Annotated in this window: 16 protein-coding genes and 1 pseudogene; 15 read left to right on the top strand and 2 right to left on the bottom strand. The window is 72.2% G+C overall.

The features are described from left to right. Positions 1–6 precede the first annotated feature (6 nt). From ligA to ABB07_RS11730, 14 genes and pseudogenes are all read left to right on the top strand, one after another. Entirely contained in the window at positions 7–2,199 is a 2,193-nt protein-coding gene (gene ligA, locus ABB07_RS11795; RefSeq protein ID WP_208898676.1) for an NAD-dependent DNA ligase LigA, read from the top strand. Positions 2,200–2,461: 262 nt separating this feature from the next. Beyond that, positions 2,462–4,711, top strand: a complete 2,250-nt coding sequence (locus ABB07_RS11790; RefSeq protein WP_208898675.1) for a putative bifunctional diguanylate cyclase/phosphodiesterase — start codon at positions 2,462–2,464, stop codon at positions 4,709–4,711. 325 nt (positions 4,712–5,036) lie between these two features. After that, positions 5,037–5,330, top strand: a pseudogene (locus ABB07_RS11785) (DUF4267 domain-containing protein); the annotation flags it as partial. Positions 5,331–5,356: 26 nt separating this feature from the next. Continuing rightward, positions 5,357–5,851, top strand: coding sequence for a cupin domain-containing protein (locus ABB07_RS11780; protein ID WP_208898673.1), 495 nt, complete (start codon positions 5,357–5,359; stop codon positions 5,849–5,851). Between the two features lie 95 nt (positions 5,852–5,946). After that, entirely contained in the window at positions 5,947–6,243 is a 297-nt protein-coding gene (gene gatC, locus ABB07_RS11775; RefSeq protein ID WP_004925108.1) for an Asp-tRNA(Asn)/Glu-tRNA(Gln) amidotransferase subunit GatC, read from the top strand. A 5-nt stretch (positions 6,244–6,248) separates the two neighbouring features. Continuing rightward, on the top strand, positions 6,249–7,748 hold the full coding sequence (gene gatA, locus ABB07_RS11770; RefSeq protein WP_208898672.1) for an Asp-tRNA(Asn)/Glu-tRNA(Gln) amidotransferase subunit GatA: 1,500 nt from the start codon (positions 6,249–6,251) through the stop codon (positions 7,746–7,748). Next, a complete protein-coding gene (locus ABB07_RS11765) occupies positions 7,745–7,987 on the top strand; it encodes a hypothetical protein (protein ID WP_055708133.1) in 243 nt (80 codons plus the stop codon). The genes gatA and ABB07_RS11765 overlap by 4 nt, the downstream gene beginning before the upstream one ends. Positions 7,988–8,003: 16 nt before the next feature. Then, complete coding sequence (gene gatB / locus ABB07_RS11760; protein WP_208898671.1) at positions 8,004–9,518, top strand: Asp-tRNA(Asn)/Glu-tRNA(Gln) amidotransferase subunit GatB; 1,515 nt, start codon at positions 8,004–8,006, stop codon at positions 9,516–9,518. Positions 9,519–9,788: 270 nt separating this feature from the next. Continuing rightward, entirely contained in the window at positions 9,789–12,020 is a 2,232-nt protein-coding gene (locus ABB07_RS11755) for an MMPL family transporter (protein WP_208898670.1), read from the top strand. Continuing rightward, positions 11,998–12,573: a GNAT family N-acetyltransferase gene (locus tag ABB07_RS11750; protein WP_208898669.1), complete on the top strand. Its 576-nt coding sequence runs from the start codon at positions 11,998–12,000 to the stop codon at positions 12,571–12,573. The genes ABB07_RS11755 and ABB07_RS11750 overlap by 23 nt, the downstream gene beginning before the upstream one ends. 35 nt (positions 12,574–12,608) lie before the next feature. Next, a complete protein-coding gene (locus ABB07_RS11745; RefSeq protein ID WP_208898668.1) occupies positions 12,609–13,262 on the top strand; it encodes a hypothetical protein in 654 nt (217 codons plus the stop codon). Between the two features lie 196 nt (positions 13,263–13,458). Then, positions 13,459–13,650 carry a hypothetical protein gene (locus tag ABB07_RS11740; protein ID WP_208898667.1) on the top strand — a complete coding sequence of 64 codons (192 nt, stop codon included), beginning with the start codon at positions 13,459–13,461 and terminating at the stop codon, positions 13,648–13,650. 245 nt (positions 13,651–13,895) lie between these two features. After that, positions 13,896–16,937 (top strand): helix-turn-helix transcriptional regulator, encoded by a 3,042-nt coding sequence (locus ABB07_RS11735; RefSeq protein WP_208898666.1) that lies wholly within the window; start codon positions 13,896–13,898, stop codon positions 16,935–16,937. 49 nt (positions 16,938–16,986) lie between these two features. Further along, positions 16,987–17,169 (top strand): DUF6191 domain-containing protein, encoded by a 183-nt coding sequence (locus ABB07_RS11730; protein WP_208898665.1) that lies wholly within the window; start codon positions 16,987–16,989, stop codon positions 17,167–17,169. A 9-nt stretch (positions 17,170–17,178) separates the two neighbouring features. Here ABB07_RS11730 and ABB07_RS11725 read toward each other — a convergent pair whose 3' ends face one another. Continuing rightward, the gene (locus tag ABB07_RS11725) at positions 17,179–18,330 is read right to left on the bottom strand and encodes a PQQ-dependent sugar dehydrogenase (protein WP_208903393.1); all 1,152 of its coding nucleotides are present in this window, start codon (positions 18,328–18,330) and stop codon (positions 17,179–17,181) included. Positions 18,331–18,451: 121 nt separating this feature from the next. Then, complete coding sequence (locus ABB07_RS11720) at positions 18,452–19,450, bottom strand: aldo/keto reductase (protein ID WP_208898664.1); 999 nt, start codon at positions 19,448–19,450, stop codon at positions 18,452–18,454. 76 nt (positions 19,451–19,526) lie between these two features. Between ABB07_RS11720 and ABB07_RS11715 the strand changes: the two genes are divergently transcribed. Then, positions 19,527–20,468 (top strand): 2-hydroxyacid dehydrogenase, encoded by a 942-nt coding sequence (locus tag ABB07_RS11715; protein ID WP_208898663.1) that lies wholly within the window; start codon positions 19,527–19,529, stop codon positions 20,466–20,468. The last annotated feature ends 326 nt before the right edge of the window (positions 20,469–20,794 follow it).

The following is a 20,794-nucleotide window of genomic DNA, read 5'->3' as shown; positions in this document are numbered from 1 at the left end:
AACACGGTGGCCGGCGACAAGCAGCAGGCGGAGACGGCAGTGCCCGCCGAGGCACGTGACAGGCACGCGCAGCTCGCTGAGCAGATCGAGGAGCACCGCTTCCGGTACTACGTCAAGGACGCTCCCGTCATCAGCGACGCCGAGTTCGACAAGCTCCTGAAGACTCTGGAGGCCCTGGAGGAGCAGTATCCGGAGCTGCGCACCCCGGACTCGCCGACCCAGAAGGTCGCGGGGTCGTACGCGACGGAGTTCACCGCCGTCGAGCACCGCCAGCGGATGCTGTCGCTCGACAACACCTTCAACGACGAGGAGCTGGCCGCCTGGGCCGAGCGCATCGCGCGCGAACTCGGCGACCAGGCCTACCACTTCCTGTGCGAGCTGAAGGTGGACGGCCTCGCGGTCAACCTGACCTACGAGAACGGCCGGCTCACACGCGCGGCGACCCGCGGCGACGGCCGTACCGGCGAGGACATCACCCCCAACGTGCGGACGATCGCGGAGATCCCGGACCGCCTGAAGGGCGACAAGGTGCCCGGCCTGGTGGAGATCCGCGGGGAGGTCTACTTCCCGATGGAGAAGTTCCTCGAACTGAACGAACGCCTGGTCGCCGCCGGGGACAAGCCGTTCGCCAACCCCCGCAACGCCGCCGCCGGTTCGCTGCGCCAGAAGGACCCGCGGGTCACCGCCACCCGCCCGCTGCACATGGTCGTCCACGGCATCGGCGCCCTGGAGGGCTTCACGGGCCTGACCCGCCTCTCCCAGGCCTACGACCTGCTGAAGACCTGGGGCCTGCCCACCTCCCCGCACAACCGCGTGGTCGACGACCTCGACGGCGTACGGAAGTTCATCGCCCACTACGGCGAGAACCGCCACTCCGTGGAGCACGAGATCGACGGGGTCGTCGTCAAGCTGGACGAGATCCGCCTCCAGGGCCGCCTCGGCTCCACCGCGCGTGCCCCGCGCTGGGCGATCGCCTACAAGTACGCGCCGGAGGAGGTCAACACCAAGCTCATCGACATCAAGGTGGGCGTGGGCCGCACCGGCCGCGTCACGCCGTACGCCCAGGTCGAGCCGGTCACGGTCGCGGGCAGCGAGGTGGAGTTCGCCACCCTGCACAACCAGGAGGTCGTCAAGGCCAAGGGCGTGCTCATCGGCGACACCGTCGTCCTGCGCAAGGCCGGTGACGTCATCCCGGAGATCCTCGGCCCGGTGGTCGATCTCAGGGACGGCAGCGAGCGGGAGTTCGTGATGCCGGGCGAGTGCCCCGAGTGCGGCACCCCGCTCCGGCCCATGAAGGAGGGCGACATCGACCTCCGCTGCCCCAACGCCCGTACCTGCCCGGCCCAGTTGCGCGAGCGGGTCTCCTACCTCGCGGGCCGTGAGTGCCTGGACATCGAGCACTTCGGCGAGGTGGCCGCCGCCGCACTCACCCGCCCGCTGGAGCCGGCCGACCCGCCGCTGGTGGACGAGGGCGACCTGTTCGACCTGACGGTGGAGAAGCTGCTGCCCATCAAGGCCTATGTCCTCGACCCCGACAGCGGTCTGCCCAAGCGGGACCCCAGGACGGGCGAGGAGAAGGTCGTCACGGTCTTCGCCAACCAGAAGGGCGAGCCGAAGAAGAACACCCTCGCCCTGCTGGAGAACATCGAGGCGGCCAAGTCCCGCCCCCTCGCCCGCTTCCTGAACGGGCTGTCCATCCGGCACGTCGGACCGGTCGCCGCGCAGGCCCTCGCCCGCGAGTTCCGTTCCGTCGACCGCATCGAACAGGCCACCGAGGAAGAGCTCGCGACCACCGACGGGGTCGGCCCGATCATCGCCGCCGCGGTCAAGGAATGGTTCGCCGAGGACTGGCACCGCGAGATCGTGCGCAAGTGGAAGGCCGCCGGAGTCCCGCTGGAGGACGCCTCGACCAGCGAGGACGAGGGCCCGCGCCCGCTGGAGGGGCTCACGGTCGTCGTCACCGGCACGCTGGAGAACTTCACCCGCGACGGCGCGAAGGAGGCGCTGCAGAGCCGGGGCGCGAAGGTGACCGGATCTGTTTCGAAGAAGACCTCGTTTGTCGTCGTGGGTGACAACCCGGGATCGAAGTACGACAAAGCCATGCAATTGAAGGTCCCGGTCCTGAACGAGGACGGTTTCGGCGTCCTCTTGGAGCAGGGCCCCGACGCGGCGGCCGAAGTCGCGCTTACGACCGAGTAGGAGCGGTTGAAGGCCACCCGTTCGGCGCATATCAGTTGCATACGGGTGGCCCGGGCGCTTTCGGGCAACCGTCGGCGACCGGTGCCCGTGGAAGCCTTCCGCGGCCTACTGTTGAGATGTGCACCTGCCGTGCCCGGCTGCGGTTGGGGCAACCCCGTGCGCTCCCGGCGCGCGGGGCAGGTTTCTTCAACGCGGAGCTGCTGATGGCTGTCGGACATCGGGCCGCGTGGCGTGGGCACCGCCGGCTGTGAGAGGGACGGGAATGGAACCGACCGAGAGCGTCGCCCCGGACTCACGGCTGCGCCTGCGCTGGCGCGCGGGCACCTGGTGCGCGACCCGATGGACCGGGCGGGGCCACGGGCGTACGGGGCGCACGGGCGGCCAGGCCCGCGCGGCCGGACCGGGTGCCGCCACCGACGCCCAACCGCCCATACCCGTGGCCATCGAGCCCGCCCCCGGCCTGACCGGCGCCGAACCCGAACGGCGTCTCACCTGGCCCACCCTGCCGGCGGCCGTCGTGGCCGCCGCCGCGTTCGTGCTCGGCGCCGGTTTCTACCGCGCCTTCACCGGCCACCACGCCCTCTTCCCGAGCGGCACCGTCGGCTGGTCGCTGGCCCTGCTCACCGGGGTCATCGTCGGCCACCTCGTGATGCTGGGCCGCGCCCGCTGGTGGCGCGGAACCGGCTCCGGCGCCGCGCTCACCCTCGCCGTCCTGCTGCTCTACGGCTGGGTGCCGGCCGGCATGGTCAGCCTCACCGTCGTCGTCCTGGTCGGCATCGCCCGGCGCCACCACTGGCGGCAGGGCGTGCTGCACGGCGCGGTGGACATCCTCGGCATCTGCACGGGCGCGCTGCTGCTCGGCGCCTTCGGCCGGTTCCCGAGCGTCGAGACGCCCTGGCGGCCCGACAGCTGGAGCTTCACCGCCGCGCCCGAGGTGGTCCTCGCCGCCGTCGCCTACCTCGCGGTCAGCCGCGGCCTGCAGTGGTACCTGTACGCCCCGCGCGGCGGCAAGGTGCCCACCGTGGCCCGTACCGCCCTGGTCAGACAGGGCCTGGTGGCCGTCGCGCTGCTCGGCATCGCACCGCTGCTGTGCGTCGTCGCGGACGCCCGGCCGATCCTGCTCCCGCTGTTCGCCATCCCGCTCATCGCCCTGGACTCCACCCTGTGGATGGCACGCGCGCGTGCCGAGGAGCAGTTGCGCGACCCGCTGACCGGGCTGCCCAACCGGCAGTGGCTGCTGGAGCGGATCTGGACGGCCCTCGACGACGCCGAACGCATCGGCGCCCGTTCCGCCCTGATGCTGATCGACCTCGACCGTTTCCGGTCGGTGAACGACACGCTCGGTCATCTCGCCGGTGACCGGCTGCTGCTGCAGATCGCCGACCGGCTGCGGCTCGCCCTGCCGCGCGGAGCGGAGGCCGCGCGGCTCGGCGGCGACGAGTTCGCCGTGTTACTGCCCGTCGCCGACTCCACGACCTCGGCCACCCGCGTCGCCCGCGGCCTCGTCGCCGCGCTCAGCTCCCCGCTGGACCTCGACGGGCTCACCCTCGTGCTGGAGGCCAGCGCCGGGGTGGCCGTCTTCCCCGACCACGCCCTGGACGCCGAAGGGCTGCTGCGGCGCGCCGATGTGGCGATGTACCAGGCGAAGAGGGACCGTACGGGCGTCGAGGTGTACGAGTCCAAGCGGGACTCCAACACCCCCGACCGGCTCGGTCTCCTCGGCGATCTGCGCCGGGCGCTGGACGCGCACGAGGTGCAGCTGCACTACCAGCCCAAGGTCCGCTTCGACGGACAGGTCGCCGGCCTGGAGGCGCTGGTGCGCTGGGTGCATCCCGAGCGCGGGAAGGTGCCGCCGGACGAGTTCATAGCGATCGCCGAGTCCTCCGGGCTGATGCCCCATCTGACGGAGTACGTCCTGGAGACCGCGCTCGGGCAGGTCGCGAAGTGGCGCGCGCAGGGGCTGCGGGTCCCGGTCGCCGTCAACGTCTCCCCGCGCGACGTGCACACGCCCGGCTTCGCGGGGTCGGTCGCCGCGCGGCTGGCCCGGCACGGGGTCCCCCCGGGAGCCCTCCAGCTGGAGATCACCGAGCACGTGCTGCTGGAGGATCCGCAGCGGGCCGCGGACACCCTCGCCGGGCTGACCGGGCACGGCGTGAAGATGTCCCTGGACGACTTCGGCACCGGGTACTCGTCGCTGGTGCACCTGCGGCGGCTGCCGGTGAGCGAGCTGAAGATCGACCGGTCGTTCGTGGCGCGGCTGGCGGTCGACGCGGAGGACGCGGAGATCGTGCGGTGCACCGTGGATCTGGCGCATTCGCTGGGGCTTCTCGTCGTCGCCGAAGGGGTGGAGGACGACGAGACGTGGGAGCGGTTGCGGGACCTTCGGTGTGACGCCGTGCAGGGGTGGCTGGTCGCCGCGGCGATGCCGCCGGAGGAGACCACGGCGTGGTTGCTGGCCCGTGGGTCCCGTGGGTGGCAGCGGCCGCGTGCCGCGTTGCCTGCCGCCGAGTAGTCGCCGAGTAGCTCTCCCACCCGCCCGCCCGTGCGGCTTGGCTGGAGGGTGGGCGTTTGACGTGGGGGGCCGGGCGCCGTCGGCGGGTGCGGGTTTCGCCGTGGCCGACCGCGCAGTTCCCCGCGCCCCTTTCGGGGCACTGTTCGCGCCCACGCGGCGGAGCCGCCTGTCGACACAGCCCCGCACCCCTTCAGCAGGCCGCCGCGCGTCTTGGGGCGGTGCCGCGCCCGTCACGGCGGGCCCCCGGCCTTACGGCGCGCCCCAGTGCCTGCAGCCCCACACAGAACACTGCTAGCGCCGATCTTGTATCTAGCAGCGCTAGCACCCTGTGTCCGCCGCGGCCGGCTACGGGGTTCCGGCCGACCCGCGCGGCGACGCCGGCGCCTATCTGTCCATCAAGGGGCTCAGGGGCGGCGCCTCCGGGGTGATGGGCCTGGCCCTGCTGGCCGCCGTCGGTGCGCGTGACGAGGCGTGGTTCATGGTCTGCGCGGCACTCGTACCGTTCGTCGACACCCTGATAGTCCTGCGGGACGGCGGGAAGAAGGCGGTGGCTTTCGGGATCCACTTCGCCACCGCGATCGTTGTACTGATCAGTGCCGGACTGCTCTTCGCGGTCTGACCGACACTCTCAGGGGGAGAGCGACCATGTCGTTGTTCGTACCGAAGTTCGAAGAGTCCGTGATCGTGCGCGGCGCCGAGGCCGAGGTGGTCGGGGGCGCACCCGTCGGTGTCCGGTTGCTGGCCGACAAGAGCGCGACCGGAGGGGCGCTGTCCACCGTGCGCGTCACCCTGGCCGAGGGCGCCGACGGCGCGCGGCCCCACCTCCACCACAGCGGGGCGGAGATGTTCTACCTGCTCGACGGGTGTGCCGAGATCCTCTCCGGTGACGACATCGTGACCGCGGAGCGCGGTGACCTCGTCATCGTCCCGCCGGAGAAACCGCACGCCTTCGCCGCCGTCCCGGAGTCCACGGCGGACATCCTCATCGTCTTCACCCCGGGCATCGAGCGCTTCGAGTACTTCCGCCACCTGCAGCGCATCCGCCTCGGCGAGGCCACCCCGGAGAGCATCCTCGAGGTGCAGGACCGGTACGACAACCACTTCCTCAAGAGCGAGGTCTGGGAGGGCCGCCGGGGCTGACGCGCGGCCGGGCCGGCAAACCGTTTCACGGCCACACCGCCCCGCCCCATAGGATTGGCCCCAAACCACACACACTCACCCCAGAGGATCGCTGCATGCCTGGCATCACGCGCGAGGAGGTCGCCCACCTCGCCCGGCTGGCGCGTCTGGAGCTGAAGCCCGAAGAACTCGACCACTTCGCGGGACAGCTGGACGACATCATCGGCGCGGTCGCCCGCGTCAGCGAGGTCGCCGACCAAGACGTACCGCCGACCTCGCACCCGCTCCCGCTGACGAACGTCATGCGGCCGGACGAGGTCCGTCCCTCGCTCACCCCCGAGCAGGCGCTCTCCGGCGCCCCGGCCCAGGAGCAGCAGCGTTTCAAGGTGCCGCAGATCCTGGGGGAGGAGTGACCACCATGACGGACAGCAACATCATCAAGCTCACGGCCGCGCAGATCGCCGAGAGGATCGCTTCCGGCGAGCTCACGGCCGTCGAGGTCACCGAGGCCCACCTCGCCCGGATCGAGGCCGTCGACGAGAAGGTGCACGCCTTCCTGCACGTCGACCGCGAGGGCGCCCTCGCCCAGGCGCGTGCCGTGGACGAGAAGCGGGCGCGAGGCGAGAAGCTCGGACCGCTGGCCGGCGTGCCGCTCGCGCTCAAGGACATCTTCACCACCGAGGGCGTGCCCACGACCGTCGGCTCGAAGATCCTGGAAGGGTGGATCCCGCCGTACGACGCCACCCTCACCAAGAAGCTCAAGGCCGCTGACGTCGTCATCCTCGGCAAGACCAACATGGACGAGTTCGCCATGGGGTCCAGCACCGAGAACAGCGCGTACGGGCCGACGGGCAACCCGTGGGACCTCACCAGGATCCCCGGCGGCTCCGGCGGCGGCTCCTCCGCCGCGCTCGCCTCCTTCCAGGCGCCGCTCGCCATCGGCACCGACACCGGCGGCTCCATCCGCCAGCCGGCCGCCGTCACCGGCACGGTCGGCGTGAAGCCGACGTACGGCGCGGTCTCCCGGTACGGCATGGTGGCGTTCTCGTCCTCCCTCGACCAGGGCGGCCCCTGTGCCCGTACGGTCCTGGACGCGGCCCTGCTGCACGAGGTCATCGCCGGGCACGACCCGATGGACTCCACCTCCATCGACGCCCCGGTCCCGCCGGTCGTCGAGGCCGCGAAGAACGGCTCCGTGCGGGGCATGCGCGTCGGCGTGGTCAAGCAGTTCCGCGGCGAGGGCTACCAGGCCGGTGTCATCCAGCGCTTCGACGAGTCGGTCGAGCTGCTGAAGGAGCTGGGCGCCGAGATCGTCGAGCTGGACTGCCCGTCCTTCGACCTCGCCCTGTCGGCGTACTACCTGATCGCGCCGTCCGAGTGCTCCTCCAACCTCGCCCGCTTCGACGGCCTGCGCTACGGCCTGCGGACCGGCGACGACGGCGGCCACTCGGCCGAGGAGGTCACCTCGCTGACCCGCGAGGCCGGCTTCGGCCCCGAGGTCAAGCGCCGCATCATGCTCGGCACCTACGCGCTGTCGAGCGGCTACTACGACGCGTACTACGGCTCCGCGCAGAAGGTCCGCACGCTCATCACGCGGGACTTCGAGAAGGCCTTCGAGCAGGTCGACGTCATCGTCTCGCCGACGACCCCGACCACCGCCTTCCCGATCGGCGAGCGCGCCGACGACCCGATGGCGATGTACCTCGCGGACCTGTGCACCATCCCGACCAACCTGGCGGGCAACGCGGCCATGTCCCTGCCCTGCGGTCTCGCCCCGGAGGACAATCTCCCGGTGGGCCTGCAGATCATCGCTCCCGCGATGCAGGACGACCGCCTGTACAAGGTGGGCGCCGCCGTCGAGGCCGCCTTCGTGGAAAAGTGGGGACACCCGCTGCTGGAGGAGGCTCCGTCGCTGTGAGCAAGGCACTGTCCAAGGCCAAGGGCTTCAAGAAGTCCAAGTCCGGTACGTACCTGTCGATGGCCACCACCGCGTTCGGCGCGTTCGGTGTCGCCAAGCAGATCAAGAAGGCCCGCGCCGAGCACGACACGCTCAGGCTGATCGACGCCACGGTGTCCGCCGTGGCCATCGTGACCGGCCTCGCGATCCTCTGCCGTGAGCTGAAGCGGCTGGGCGACGACGACGTCCTGCTGGGCTGAGAGGGAAGTTTTCACCGTGACCACCACGACCGACCTGGTGTCGTACGAGGACGCGCTGGCGTCGTACGACCCCGTCATGGGCCTCGAGGTCCATGTCGAACTCGGCACCAAGACCAAGATGTTCTGCGGCTGCTCGACGGCGCTCGGCGCCGAGCCGAACACCCAGACCTGCCCCGTCTGCCTCGGCCTGCCCGGCGCGCTCCCGGTCATGAACAGGACCGGCGTCGAGTCGGCGATCAAGATCGGTCTCGCGCTGAACTGCGAGATCGCCGAGTGGTGCCGCTTCGCCCGGAAGAACTACTTCTATCCGGACATGCCGAAGAACTTCCAGACCTCCCAGTACGACGAGCCGATCGCCTTCAACGGCTACCTGGACGTCCAGCTGGAGGACGGCGAAACCTTCCGCGTGGAGATCGAGCGCGCCCACATGGAGGAGGACACCGGCAAGTCCACCCACGTGGGCGGCGCGACCGGCCGTATCCACGGCGCGCAGCACTCGCTGCTGGACTACAACCGCGCCGGCATCCCGCTCATCGAGATCGTCACCAAGCCGATCGTGGGCGCCGGCGAGCGCGCCCCCGAGGTCGCCAAGGCGTACGTCCGTGAGCTGCGCGAGGTCATCCGTGCCCTCGGCGTGTCCGAGGCCCGCATGGAGATGGGCCAGATGCGCTGCGACGTGAACCTGTCGCTGATGCCCAAGGGCGCCGACACGTTCGGCACCCGCTCCGAGACCAAGAACGTCAACTCGCTGCGCTCGGTGGAGCGCGCGGTCCGCTTCGAGGTCATGCGCCACGCCGCCGTGCTGAACGACGGCGGCAAGGTCGTCCAGGAGACCCGCCACTTCCACGAGGACACCGGCAGCACCACCTCCGGCCGTACGAAGGAGGAGGCCGAGGACTACCGGTACTTCCCGGAGCCCGACCTGGTCCCGGTCGCGCCCCCGCGCGAGTGGGTCGAGGAGATCCGCGCGGCCCTGCCGGAGCTGCCGCTCGTGCGCCGCAACCGGCTGCGCGAGGAGTGGGGCGTCTCCGCCACCGACATGCAGGCGATCCTCAACGCCGGCGCGCTGGACCCGATCGTCGCCACCATCGACGCCGGTGCCGACGCGGCCTCCGCCCGCAAGTGGTGGATGGGCGAACTGGCGCGCAGCGCCAACGAGTCCGGCAAGGCGCTGGACGAGCTGGCGATCACTCCGGCGCAGGTCGCCCGGGTGACCGAGCTGGTCGCCAAGGGCGACCTGAACGACAAGCTGGCCCGTCAGGTCATCGAGGGCGTACTCGCGGGCGAGGGCACCCCGGACGAGGTCGTCGAGAAGCGCGGTCTGAAGGTCGTCTCCGACGAGGGCGCGCTGACCGCCGCCGTCGACGAGGCGATCGCCGGCAACCCGGGTGTCGCGGACAAGATCCGCGGTGGCAAGGTGGCCGCGGCCGGCGCCCTGGTCGGCGCAGTCATGAAGGCGACCCGGGGTCAGGCCGACGCGGCCCGCGTCAAGGAGCTGATCCTTCAGAAGCTGGGCGTGAGCGAGGGCTGAGAGGCCGCGGAACGATCCCGAGGGGCAGTGCACCGAACCCGGTGTACTGCCCCTTTTCTCGCTTACAAAAACCTTATGAGGCGACAGAGTTCGGCGGAGTGTCCTGTGATGTCCCTCGCACTCCTGTGAATAAGCCCATGATCACCGCAAACGATCACTTTCGCCTGCAACAGTGTCAGCGGTTACTCATACGTTCTTTGCGGGCTGTTCAGTTTATGGACGATCGTTCCCGGCCAAAGATCCACAAATCGCACTTCTGGGAGCACGTCCGTGGCAGACCTCGCCCGTTGGTGTGTCCGGCATCGGCTGATCACCGTGCTGCTGTGGCTCCTCGCCTTCGGCGGGGTCACCACCGCCGCGGCCGTGGCCGGTTCGTCGTACTCGAATTCCTACGACGTCCCCGGAACCGAGGCGGGCCGCGCCACGCAGCTGCTCAAGGGGGGTTTCCCGGGTCTGGGCGGGGACAGTGACACCGTCGTCTGGCACACCGTCACCGGCACCGTCCGCACCGCCGGTGTCGAGCAGACCATGACCCGCACCCTGGACCGGATCGCCTCACTGCCCGGCGTCGCCTCGGTGGCCGGTCCCTACGGCAGCCGCGGCACGCAGCGGATCAGCGAGGACGGCCGTACGGCCTACGCGACCGTCACCTTCACCCAGGCGGCCGAGCACATCGGCAAGGCCGAGGCGCAGGCCGTGGTGCGCACCGCCAAGGCCGCCGAGGGGGACGGGCTCCAGGTGGAACTGGGCGGCAGCGCCATCGGGCTCACCGCGTCCCCGCGCGAGCACACCGCCGAGGTGGTCGGCGTGCTCGTCGCGGCGGTCGTGCTGTTCCTCGCCTTCGGCTCGCTCGCCGCCTCGGCCCTGCCCATCGCCACCGCCCTCGTCGGCGTCGGCACCGCCTACGCCGGCATCGGGCTGCTCGGACACGCGATGACGGTCGCCGACTTCGCGCCCATGCTCGGCATGCTCATCGGACTCGGCGTCGGCATCGACTACGCGCTGTTCATCGTCACCCGACATCGGCGCGGACTGAAACGTGGCCTGAGCGTCACCGAGGCCGCCGTGAACGCCGTGGCCACCACCGGGCGCGCCGTCGTCTTCGCGGGTGCGACGGTGTGCATCGCCCTGTTGGGGATGTTCATACTGCGGCTGAGCTTCCTCAACGGGGTCGCCGTCGCCGCCTCCCTGACGGTCATCCTCACCGTCGCCGCCTCCATCACCCTGCTGCCCGCCCTGCTGTCGTACATCGGCTCCCGGGCCCTCAGCCGCCGCGAGCGGCGCCGGCTCGCCGAGCACGGGCCGCGCCCGGAGCTGCCCACCGGCTTCGCCGCCCGCTGGTCGGCGCTCGTCGAACGCCGCCCCAAGCTGCTCGGCTCGCTCGCCGTCGCCGTCATCGCGCTGCTCGCCCTGCCGACCCTCTCCCTCCACCTGGGCACTTCCGACCAGGGCAACGACCCCAGCACCTCCACCACCCGCAAGGCCTACGACCTGCTCGCCGAGGGCTTCGGGCCGGGCGTCAACGGGCCGCTCACCCTGGTGACGCGCGTAGACGGAGCCGCCGACAGACTCGCCCTGGACAACCTCGACACGACCCTGCGCGCCACCCCGGGCGTCGCCTCCGTCACCCCGGCCACCTACGACACCGGCGGGGGCACCGCCTACCTCACCGTCGTCCCCGGCTCCGCGCCGCAGTCCCAGCACACCAGCGACCTCGTGGACCGGCTGCGCACCAGGGTGCTGCCGCGCGCGGAGGCCGGCACCTCCCTCGACATCCAGGTCGGCGGGGTCACCGCCGGCTACGACGACTTCGCTGCTGTGATCGTCGGCAAACTGCCGCTCTTCGTCGGCGCGGTCATCGGGCTCGGCTGCCTGCTACTGCTCGTGGCGTTCCGCTCGCTCGGCATCCCGCTGAAGGCCGCGGTGATGAACCTCGCCGCCGTGGCCGCCGCGTTCGGCATCGTCGTCGCCGTCTTCCAGTGGGGCTGGGGCAGCGAACTGCTCGGCCTCGGCCGGGCGGGACCCATCGAGCCCTTCCTGCCCGTGATCATGGTGTCCGTCCTCTTCGGACTCTCCATGGACTACCAGGTCTTCCTGGTCAGCCGGATGTACGAGGAGTGGCTGGAGACCGGCGACAACCGGCGTGCCGTCCGCGTGGGCCTGGCCGAGACCAGCCGGGTCATCAACTCCGCCGCGGTCATCATGATCTCGGTCTTCCTCGCCTTCGTGCTCAGCGGCGACCGTGTGATCGCCATGTTCGGCATCGCGCTCGCCTCCGCCGTCGCCCTGGACGCCTTCGTCCTGCGCACCCTCCTCGTGCCCGCGCTGATGCATCTGCTGGGCGCCGCCAACTGGTGGCTGCCCGCGTGGCTGGAGCGCCGCCTGCCCCGCGTCAGCATCGAGCCGCCCGAGTGCCGTGCCGCGCATGAGAGGCTCGGCACGGTCTCGGTGGCGGAACTGCGGAAGGAAGAGCAGCGCGATGTACGCGATATCCCTGGGTGACGACGGCGCGGAGCTGCGGCCCCTGGAGGTCTGGCACGCCGAGGAGCTCCTCGCCAACATCGACCGGGGGCGGGAGTTCATCGGCCGGCACATCGGGCTGGCGGAGGTGGTGTCCGACCTGGACGGCGCGCGTTCCTGGCTGAGGTCCTACGCCGACAAGCGCGCCGCCGACGCCGGTGGCCTGCACGGCATCTGGCTGGACGGGAAGCTGGTCGGCGGCCTGCTGTTCCGGGTGTGGGACACCCCGAGCGGGGTGTGCGAGGCCGGCTGCTGGCTGGAGCCCGCGGCGGCCGGGCGCGGTCTGGTCACCCGGGGCATGCGGGTGCTGCTGGACTGGGCCTTCGAGGAGCGCGGCATGCACCGCGTCGAGTGGCACGCGTCGTCCGCCAACGAGCCCAGCATCAACGTGGCCCGGCGGCTCGGCATGACCCGCGAGGGCGTGCTCCGCGAGAACTACCCGCACCACGGCGTGCGCACCAGCACCGAGATCTGGTCGGTGCTCGCCCCCGAATGGCGTGCGGCACGCGCGCGTACCGCGCACAACGATCATTAAGGGACCTCTCAGACAGGGTCCGTACGGTGCCGGGCATGGCTACGAAGACAGCGGAAGGCGCCAAGGCCGGCACCGAGGCGCAGGGCGACGAGACGGCGGTGGAGGCCGCCACCACCGAGGAGGAGACCGCGCAGGCGGCGGCTCTCGAGGAGGGCCCCGGACAGGCGGACGCCGCCGAGGAGGCGGCCGTCGAGGAGGACGCCTCCGGAGAGGAAGCCTCCGTAGAGCAAGCCGCCGGCGAGGAAGCCGTCGGCGAGGAAGCCGGGGAGCAGGAAGGCGCGCGGGACAAGGCGCCCTCCGGGGTCGGGCAGGGTGCCGGTGCCGTCGTCTCGGCCGCGCTCGGCCTCGTCTCGCTCAGCGGCGGCTGGATCGGCACCGTCGCGGGCGCCCGCCAGCAGCTCGTCGGCCAGCTGCGCACCTCCTCCACGGCGAGCGTCGCCAAGCAGATCAAGGCGGTCTACGGCGACGCCTGGCACAGCACCGCCCTGTGGGCCGGCCTGTTCGCGCTGGCCGCGCTGTTCACCGGCGTGGTCGTGCTCGCCCGGCCCGCCTTCGGCGCCCCCGGCCGCCCGCAGGCGCCCTGGATCAAGTCGGTCGCGTGGGCCGGAGTCTCGCTCGGGGTCATCGGCCTGCTGCTGGCCGTCCTGAAGTACTCCGACGCCCTGCTGGCCCTGCCCTCGACGGGCTGAGGAACCGCAGGTCCCAGGGGCCTTAGGGAATCCGAGAGCACCTTACGGACTCCCTGAGGCCCCTTACGCGCGCGTGCGGCCCGTACGCCGCGCGAAGATGAGGAACTCTCCCGATGTGGCGCACCCCCCTGGGAGACGAAGGTGGAGGCATCGCGGAAAGCGACGCACGACACCGACTCTCCTCGAAGGACACGTCATGATCGAGTTCGAGTACCACAAGATGCGCTCCGCCCAGCTGATCCACGAGGCCGAGCAGGAGCGCCTGGCCCGCGAGGTCGCCCGGGCCCGCCGCACCGCCCGCCGCGACGGTTCCGCCGGCCACGGCGGCGCGGTCGCCGAGTCCCATACCGACCGGCCCCGCCGGCACCGGATCGCGCGCACCGCGTGAACACCGGACCGACGGACCGGGCCGGAACGGACGGTGCCGGGACGGACGGCTCCGGGACGGACGGGGTGGGAAAAGAGGGTGACCGTACGGGGGTCGGCCGCCTTCCGGACCTGCCGCGTCCCGCGGACCTCCCGGACCAGGGTCGTACGACTGCCCACCCCAGTCGTACGACCCTTCCGTCCGTCGGTACGACAATCGCACCGGACCTGTGGAAAACCGCTGCCCTGCCGTCCGGGCCTCGTGCGATGCTCGGGCCCGTGGAGAACAGGTCCGTCAGCCCCGTGTTCGTCGGCCGTACCGACGAACTGGACATCTTGAACGACGCGCTCGCCCGCGCCCGCGCCGGCGAGCCTCAGGCGCTGCTGCTCGGCGGTGAGGCCGGGGTCGGCAAGACCCGCCTCGTCGAGGAGTTCGCCACGGCCGCCGGCCGGCACGCGGTCGTCGCCGTCGGCGGCTGTGTCGAGATCGGCGCCGACGGACTGCCGTTCGCGCCCTTCTCCAGCGCGCTGCGCGCCCTGCGCGACGCCCTGCCCGAGGAGTTCGCCGCCGCCGCGAGCGGACAGGAGGAGGAACTGGCCCGCCTCCTGCCCGACCTGGGCGAGGCCGGCGCCGGCCGGCACGACGAGCAGGGCATGGCCCGCCTGTTCGAACTCACCGCCCGGCTGCTGGAACGGGTCGCCGCCGAGCACCCGGTCGTGCTCGTCCTGGAGGATCTGCACTGGGCCGACGCCTCCACCCGCCACCTCCTCGCCTACCTCTTCCGCACCCTGCGCGCCGGCCGGCTCCTCGTCCTCGCCAGCTACCGCTCGGACGACGTCCACCGCCGCCATCCGCTGCGCCCCCTGCTCGCCGAACTCGACCGGCTGCGCACCGTCCGCCGCATCGAACTGGCCCGCTTCACCCGCGAGGAGGCCGGCCGCCAGATCGCCGGGATCCTCGCCGCCGAACCGGACCCCGCCCAGGTGGACGAGATCTTCGAACGCTCCGACGGCAACGCCTTCTTCATCGAGGAACTAGCCGTCGCCGCCTGCGACGGCTGCTGCACCGGCCTCACCGACTCCCTGCGCGACCTGCTCCTCGTCCGGGTCGAGACGCTGCCCGAGAGCGCCCAGCGGGTCGCCCGGGTCGTCGCCGAGGGCGGTTCCACCGTGGAGTACCGGCTGATCGCCGCCGTCGCCCAGCTCGGCGAGGACGACCTCATCGAAGCGCTGCGGGCCGCCGTCGGCGCCAACATCCTCACCGTCACCCCGGCCGGCGACGGCTACCGGTTCCGGCACTCCCTGGTCCGCGAGGCCGTCGCGGACGACCTGCTGCCCGGCGAACGCTCCCGGCTCAACCGCCGCTACGCCGAGGCCCTGGAGGCCGACCCCACGCTCGTCCCGGCCGACGCGCGCGTGATGCGCCTGGCCAGTTACTGGTACCACGCCCACGACGCCGCCAAGGCCCTGCCCGCCGTCCTGGACGCCTCCGTCGTGGCCCGCCGCCGGCACGCCTACACCGAGCAACTCGGGCTCCTGGAGCGGGCGATGGAGCTGTGGGACAGCGCCCCGGAGGAGGTCCGCTCCGCCCTGCGCCCGGTCGACTACACCGAGGTCTACCCTCCGTGCGGCTGCGACCCGGCCACCACCCCGCTGCGCTACCTCGACCTGATGGCCGAGGCGGCGGTGGCGGGCCGCTTCGGCGGGGAACGCGAACGCGCCCTGAAGATCACCAAGCGGGCGCTGCGCCTCCTGGAGGACGAGCCCGACCCCCTGCGCGCCGCCTGGTTCTGGGTGCAGCGCTCCCGGCTCGTGCAGGCCCAGGCCCGCGGCGACGGCTGGCAGGAACTGGCCACCGCGCAGGAGCTGGTGCGTGGCCTGCCGCCGTCCGAGGTGCATGCCGAGGTGCTGGCCCTCGCCGCCGGCTGGTCCATGCTGCACCGGCCCGGCCCCGAGGCCTTCGCCGCCGCCGAGCGGGCCGTGGAGTACGCGCACATGGTCGGCGCCCGCGACATCGAACTGCACGCCCGCCTCACCCTCGGCGGCCTCAAGGTGGATTCGGGCGACCCCGACACCGGCCTCGCGGAGATGCGGCAGGTGCTCCGGGACACCCTCGCGGAGGGTGCGCACTATGTCGCGGGGCGCGCCTATGTGAACCTGCCGTCCGAGCTGCAGAGCCTCGGCCGCGACCGGGAGGCCGCCCCTCTCCTGCGCGAAGGCATCGCCTTCGCCCGCCGGTACGGCATGCTGGACTCCGAGGCCTGGATATGGGGCAACCTGTCCGAGGCGCTCTACTCGCTCGGGCAGTGGACCGAGGCCGCCGAGGCCGCCGCGCACGCGACCCGCGGCGCCCACAGCGCCAAACCCCGCGGTGCCGGTGCGCTGCGCCTGGCACACCTCGCCCTGGCCCGCGGCGACCTGGCCGAGGCCGGCCGCCAGCTCGCCGCGGCCCGCGCCCACTACGGCACCCATGACCCCATGCCCCAGGCGTCCCTGCCGCTGGCCCGGGTCGCCCTCGGGGTCGCCGCCGAGGAGGGCCGTATCGCCGACGCCCGCGCCGAACTGATCCGGGCCCTGGACGACGGATTCCCACCCGGCACCCAGCGCTACGGCTGGCCGCTGCTGCGGGCGGCCGCCACCGCGGAGGCCGAGGCCCGCGCCCTGCCGGCCGCCGAGTCCGGCCGCGCCGAGATCCTCGACCGTCTGCGCGAAGCCATACGCGCTCTGACCACCGGCGCCCCGCTCTGGCAGGCGTACGAGGGGTGGACCCGCGCCGAGCTGCGCCGCGCGGAGGGCACGGACACCGCCGACGACTGGTCGCCCGTCGTCACCGCCTTCGAGTGCCTGGACCGCCCCTACGAACTCGCCCGGGTCCGCCACCGCCTCGCCGCCGCCCTCCTGGCCGACGGCGGCGACGAGGAACGCGACCGCGCGGTGGAGCTGCTCCGGCTGGCCGCCGCCGTCGCCGCCCACCTCGACGCCCGCTCGCTCGCCGGCACGGTCGCCCGGCTCGCCCAGCGCGCCCGCCTCACCCTCACCCGCGCCAACGGGCAGGCCCTCGCCGCCGCCGACCCGGCCGCGGCCCTCGGCCTCACCAGCCGGGAGCGGGACGTGCTGCGCCTGGTCTCGGCGGGCCGCACCAACCGCCAGATCGCCGAGGAGCTGTTCATCTCCCCGAAGACCGCGAGCGTGCACGTCTCCAACATCCTCAGCAAGCTCGGCGTCTCCGGCCGGGGCGAGGCGGCCGCGATGGCGCACCGGCTGGGGCTGTTCCCCTCCGAGACGCTCACTGCCGGAACGGCGGGGTGAGACCTACGCTGAAGAAAAGCCGCAAGGGGGAGAAAGCGGGGGAGGGGCCGTGTTCAACGCCTTCGAGGAACTGTTCGCACCCGGTCGCAAACACACCCGGGACGAACAGAACCGCCTGGAGCTGACCCGCGAGGACGTCGGCGACAACGACCCCGGACGGGGCCCGATAGACCTGGCCTCCGGGAAGGCGGTCATACGGCTGCCGGAGCCACCGCCGGCCGACGACGAGTGACGGCGCCGCTCACCGCACCTCCACCTCCAGCACCCGGTCGTCGCCCTTCTTCGGATGGCCCCGGCCGTCCGTGTCGCTCGTCGTCAGCCACAGCCTGTCGGCGCCCGCCGCGACCACCGTGCGCAGCCGGCCGTACCGCCCGGTGAGGAAGGCCTGGGGCGGAGCCGAGACCTGCGTGCCCCTGAGCGGGATGCGCCACAGCCGCTCGCCCTTCAGGCCCGCCATCCAGATCACGCCCTTGACGTAGGCGATGCCGCTCGGGGAGGCGTCGTCGGTGTGCCACTGGGCGATCGGGTTCTGGAAGGCGGGGTCGGCCGACCTGCCCTCGGCCTCCGGCCAGCCGTAGTTCCCGCCCGGCTTGATCGCGTTCAGCTCGTCCCAGGTGTCCTGGCCGAACTCCGAGGCGAACAGGCGCTGCCGGCCGTCCCAGGCCAGGCCCTGGACGTTGCGGTGGCCGTAGGAATACACCGGCGAGCCGGGGAACGGATTGCCCGGGGCCGCCTCACCCTCCGGGGTCAGGCGCAGGATCTTGCCGCCCAGGGACTTCCTGTCCTGGGCCAGGCCCCGCTCGCCGCTCTCGCCGGTGCCCGCGTACAGCATGCCGTCCGGACCGAACGCGATCCGGCCGCCGTTGTGGATCTGCCCCTTCGGTATGCCCTTGAACACCGTGTCCGGAGCGCCCAGTTGCTCACCGGGCGGCTTCCGCTCGTCGTAGCGCATGCGGACGATGCGGTTGTCCGAGGCCGAGGTGAAGTAGGCGTAGATCATGTGGTCCGAGGCGTAGCCGGGGGACAGGGCGATGCCCAGCAGACCGCCCTCGCCGGCCGGGGAGACCCCGGAGACCGTGCCCAGCTCGGTCTTCCGGCCCGTCTTCCCGTCGATCCGGGTGATCGTGCCGTCGTCGCGGGAAGAGACCAGCAGCGAGCCGCCGGGCAGCGGGGCCAGCCCCCACGGCGTCCTCAGGCCCTCGGCCACGGTGCGCAGCACCTTCACCGAGCCCTCGGCCGGCGGCACCGGCTCGGTGGCGCGGCCGGAGGGGGCCGTGCCCGGTGCCGTACCGGTGGCCGTCGTCCTGCCGGGAGGGCCGACCAGGGGTCCCCCGCCGCCCGCGGAGCAGCCGGCCGTCAGCAGGAGCGCGGCCGCGGCCAACACGGCCGCCACAGCTCGTCGTTGCACGATCACGGTCCCTTCGAGACGGTCATCCAGCGGCAGCTGCAACCTCTCACACACCGGCCCGCCCCGTCCGGGTTCCCGGTCCGGCCGAACCGATCCCGGCAAGCCCTCAGTCCCACGACCCCTGAGCCGCCGGCAGCCGGGAGACCTCCGCGAGGTCCCCCTCGGTCAGCCGCAGGCCGCCCGCCGCCGCGTTCTCCACGGCCCACCGCTCCTGCTTGGCGCCCGGGAGGGCGATCACATGGCGGCCCTGCGCCAGGACCCAGGCCAGGGCGACCTGGGCCGGGGTGACGTCCTCGCCGTGGCGGCGCGCGATGCGGCGCAGGCCCGCGACGATCGGCTGGTTGGCGGCCATCATCTCGGCCGTGAAACGAGGGTGGCGGGCCCGCAGGTCGTCCGGTTCGAAGCCCTCGCCGGGGGTCAGCGTGCCGGTCAGGAAGCCGTTGCCCAGCGGCATCGCCGCGAGGAAGCCCACACCCCGCGCCTCGCACCACGGCAGCAGCGCCTGCAGCGCCTCCGGCGACCACACCGACAGCTCCGCCTCCACCGCGGCCACCGGGAACACCTGCTGCACCCGCTGCAGCTGGCGCAGCGTGGTGTCGTGCAGCCCGGCACCCGAGCGGCGGCCGCCGCGCGCGCCCACCGCGCACAAACCCAGGGCCCGCACCTTGCCGGCCCGCACCAGCTCGGCCATCGCGCCCCAGGTCTCCTCGACGGGGACCTCGGGGTCGGCGCGGTGCAGCTGGTAGAGGTCGATCACGTCCGTCTGGAGCCGGCGCAGGGAGGCGTCACAGGCCCGTCTCACATACCCGGGGCGCCCGTTGGCCACGATGTGCTGCTCGCCCACCAGCAGGCCCACCTTCGTGGACACGAAGGCCTCCGCGCGCCGCTCCTTCAGCACCCGGCCCAGCAGCAGCTCGTTGGTGAACGGGCCGTACATGTCCGCCGTGTCCAGGAGGGTCGAGCCCAGGTCCAGCGCCCGGTGCACGGTTCTGAGCGATTCCTCGCCCCGCTGCCGCGACCCGCTGTACGCCCAGCTCATCGGCATGCACCCGAGTCCGACGGCCCCCACCGCGAGCGCCCCCGCGCCGATCGTCCTGCGCTCCACCTGCTCGTGAACCTCCCTCTGCCCGGACCCCAACCTAACCTCTGCACGCGCGCGTACCTGACATAGCCTCCATGCCATGACTGCAGAGGTGTGGCTTCCCATAGCGCCGGAGGAGATCGAGGGGCTTCCCGAGGGTCCCCGGTACCTGTTCTGGAACGGCGGCGAGGAGTTCCCGGCCGACCCGGCCGGCTGTTCCTTCTACGTCGTGCCCTACATGAAGCCCGCCGGGATCGGGGTGCGCCCGCTGCCGCGGATGGCCTCCGTCGAGGTCGTACAGACGCTGTCGGCCGGGATCGACCATGTGCAGCCGGGCCTGCACCACCTGCGCCCGGGGGTGCGGCTGTGCAACGCGCGCGGGGTGCACGAGGCGAGCACCGCCGAGCTGACCCTGACGCTGGTCCTCGCCGCCCTGCGGGGCATCCCCGACTTCGTACGGGCCCAGGAGCGCGGCGAGTGGCTCGGCGGGTTCCGGCCCGCCCTCGCCGACAAGTCCGTCCTCATCGTCGGCTACGGCTCCATCGGTGCCGCCATCGAAGACCGGCTCGCGCCTTTTGAACTCGCGCGGGTGGCGCGCGTCGCGCGCTCCAAGCGCACCACGGCGCGCGGTCCGGTGCATCCGCTCACCGAATTGCCCTCTCTGCTTCCACACGCCGACGTCGTGATCCTCTCCACGCCCTTGACCGAGCAGACGCGGGGCCTGGTGGACGCCGAGTTCCTGGCGCGGATGAAGGACGGAGCGCTGCTCGTGAACGTGGCGCGCGGTCCCGTCGTGGACACCAAAGCGCTGCTCGCGGAGCTGGAGAGCGGCCGCATCACCGCGGCCCTCGACGTCACCGATCCCGAGCCCCTGCCGCCCGGGCACCCGCTCTGGCAGGCCCCCGGCGTGCTCATCACCCCGCACGTGGGCGGGCCCACCTCCGCCTTCCTGCCGCGCGCGAAGCGGCTGCTCGCCGACCAGCTGACCCGGTTCGTGAACCATGAGCCCCTGCGGAACGTGATCCTGACGACGGGCGCGTAACCCGCTTCCGGCACCCTCCGCAACCCCCCGGACGCGGGCCGTACCCGCATCCCCGCTGGTCGTCACGGAGCGTAGAGACACTATGTCCCTGAGTGACGATCCTGGTGTATCGTCCCGACAGGGGCTGCCGCCGACCGTTCGGCGCCGGGGATGGACATTTCAGATTTGTGAGGGGGGCGACGGGCGATGCACGGCCTATGGACGAACGATCCGACGCGGCGGAGCCGCCGACGACCCTGGCGCACGGCCACGCGCAGACGCGGCCACCACACCAGTCACCACAGCCACCAGCAGCGCCGGCACAGCGGCCGCAGGAGGCACGCACA

The organism is Streptomyces incarnatus, assembly GCF_001027185.1.
GTDB classification, from domain to species: Bacteria; Actinomycetota; Actinomycetes; order Streptomycetales; family Streptomycetaceae; genus Streptomyces; species Streptomyces puniciscabiei.
The sequence above is the reverse complement of the archived record's forward strand: the minus strand, read 5'-3'. Positions and strand labels throughout refer to the sequence as shown.

Excerpts from the sequence above, each read along its gene's own strand:
- gatC (WP_004925108.1), top strand. The coding sequence starts at position 5,947 with ATGCCTGGCATCACGCGCGAGGAGGTCGCCCACCTCGCCCGGCTGGCG.
- ABB07_RS11735 (WP_208898666.1), top strand. The coding sequence starts at position 13,896 with ATGCTCGGGCCCGTGGAGAACAGGTCCGTCAGCCCCGTGTTCGTCGGC.
- gatA (WP_208898672.1), top strand. The coding sequence starts at position 6,249 with ATGACGGACAGCAACATCATCAAGCTCACGGCCGCGCAGATCGCCGAG.
- ABB07_RS11790 (WP_208898675.1), top strand. The coding sequence starts at position 2,462 with ATGGAACCGACCGAGAGCGTCGCCCCGGACTCACGGCTGCGCCTGCGC.
- ABB07_RS11750 (WP_208898669.1), top strand. The coding sequence starts at position 11,998 with ATGTACGCGATATCCCTGGGTGACGACGGCGCGGAGCTGCGGCCCCTG.
- ABB07_RS11715 (WP_208898663.1), top strand. The coding sequence starts at position 19,527 with ATGACTGCAGAGGTGTGGCTTCCCATAGCGCCGGAGGAGATCGAGGGG.
- ABB07_RS11740 (WP_208898667.1), top strand. The coding sequence starts at position 13,459 with ATGATCGAGTTCGAGTACCACAAGATGCGCTCCGCCCAGCTGATCCAC.
- ABB07_RS11780 (WP_208898673.1), top strand. The coding sequence starts at position 5,357 with ATGTCGTTGTTCGTACCGAAGTTCGAAGAGTCCGTGATCGTGCGCGGC.
- ABB07_RS11745 (WP_208898668.1), top strand. The coding sequence starts at position 12,609 with ATGGCTACGAAGACAGCGGAAGGCGCCAAGGCCGGCACCGAGGCGCAG.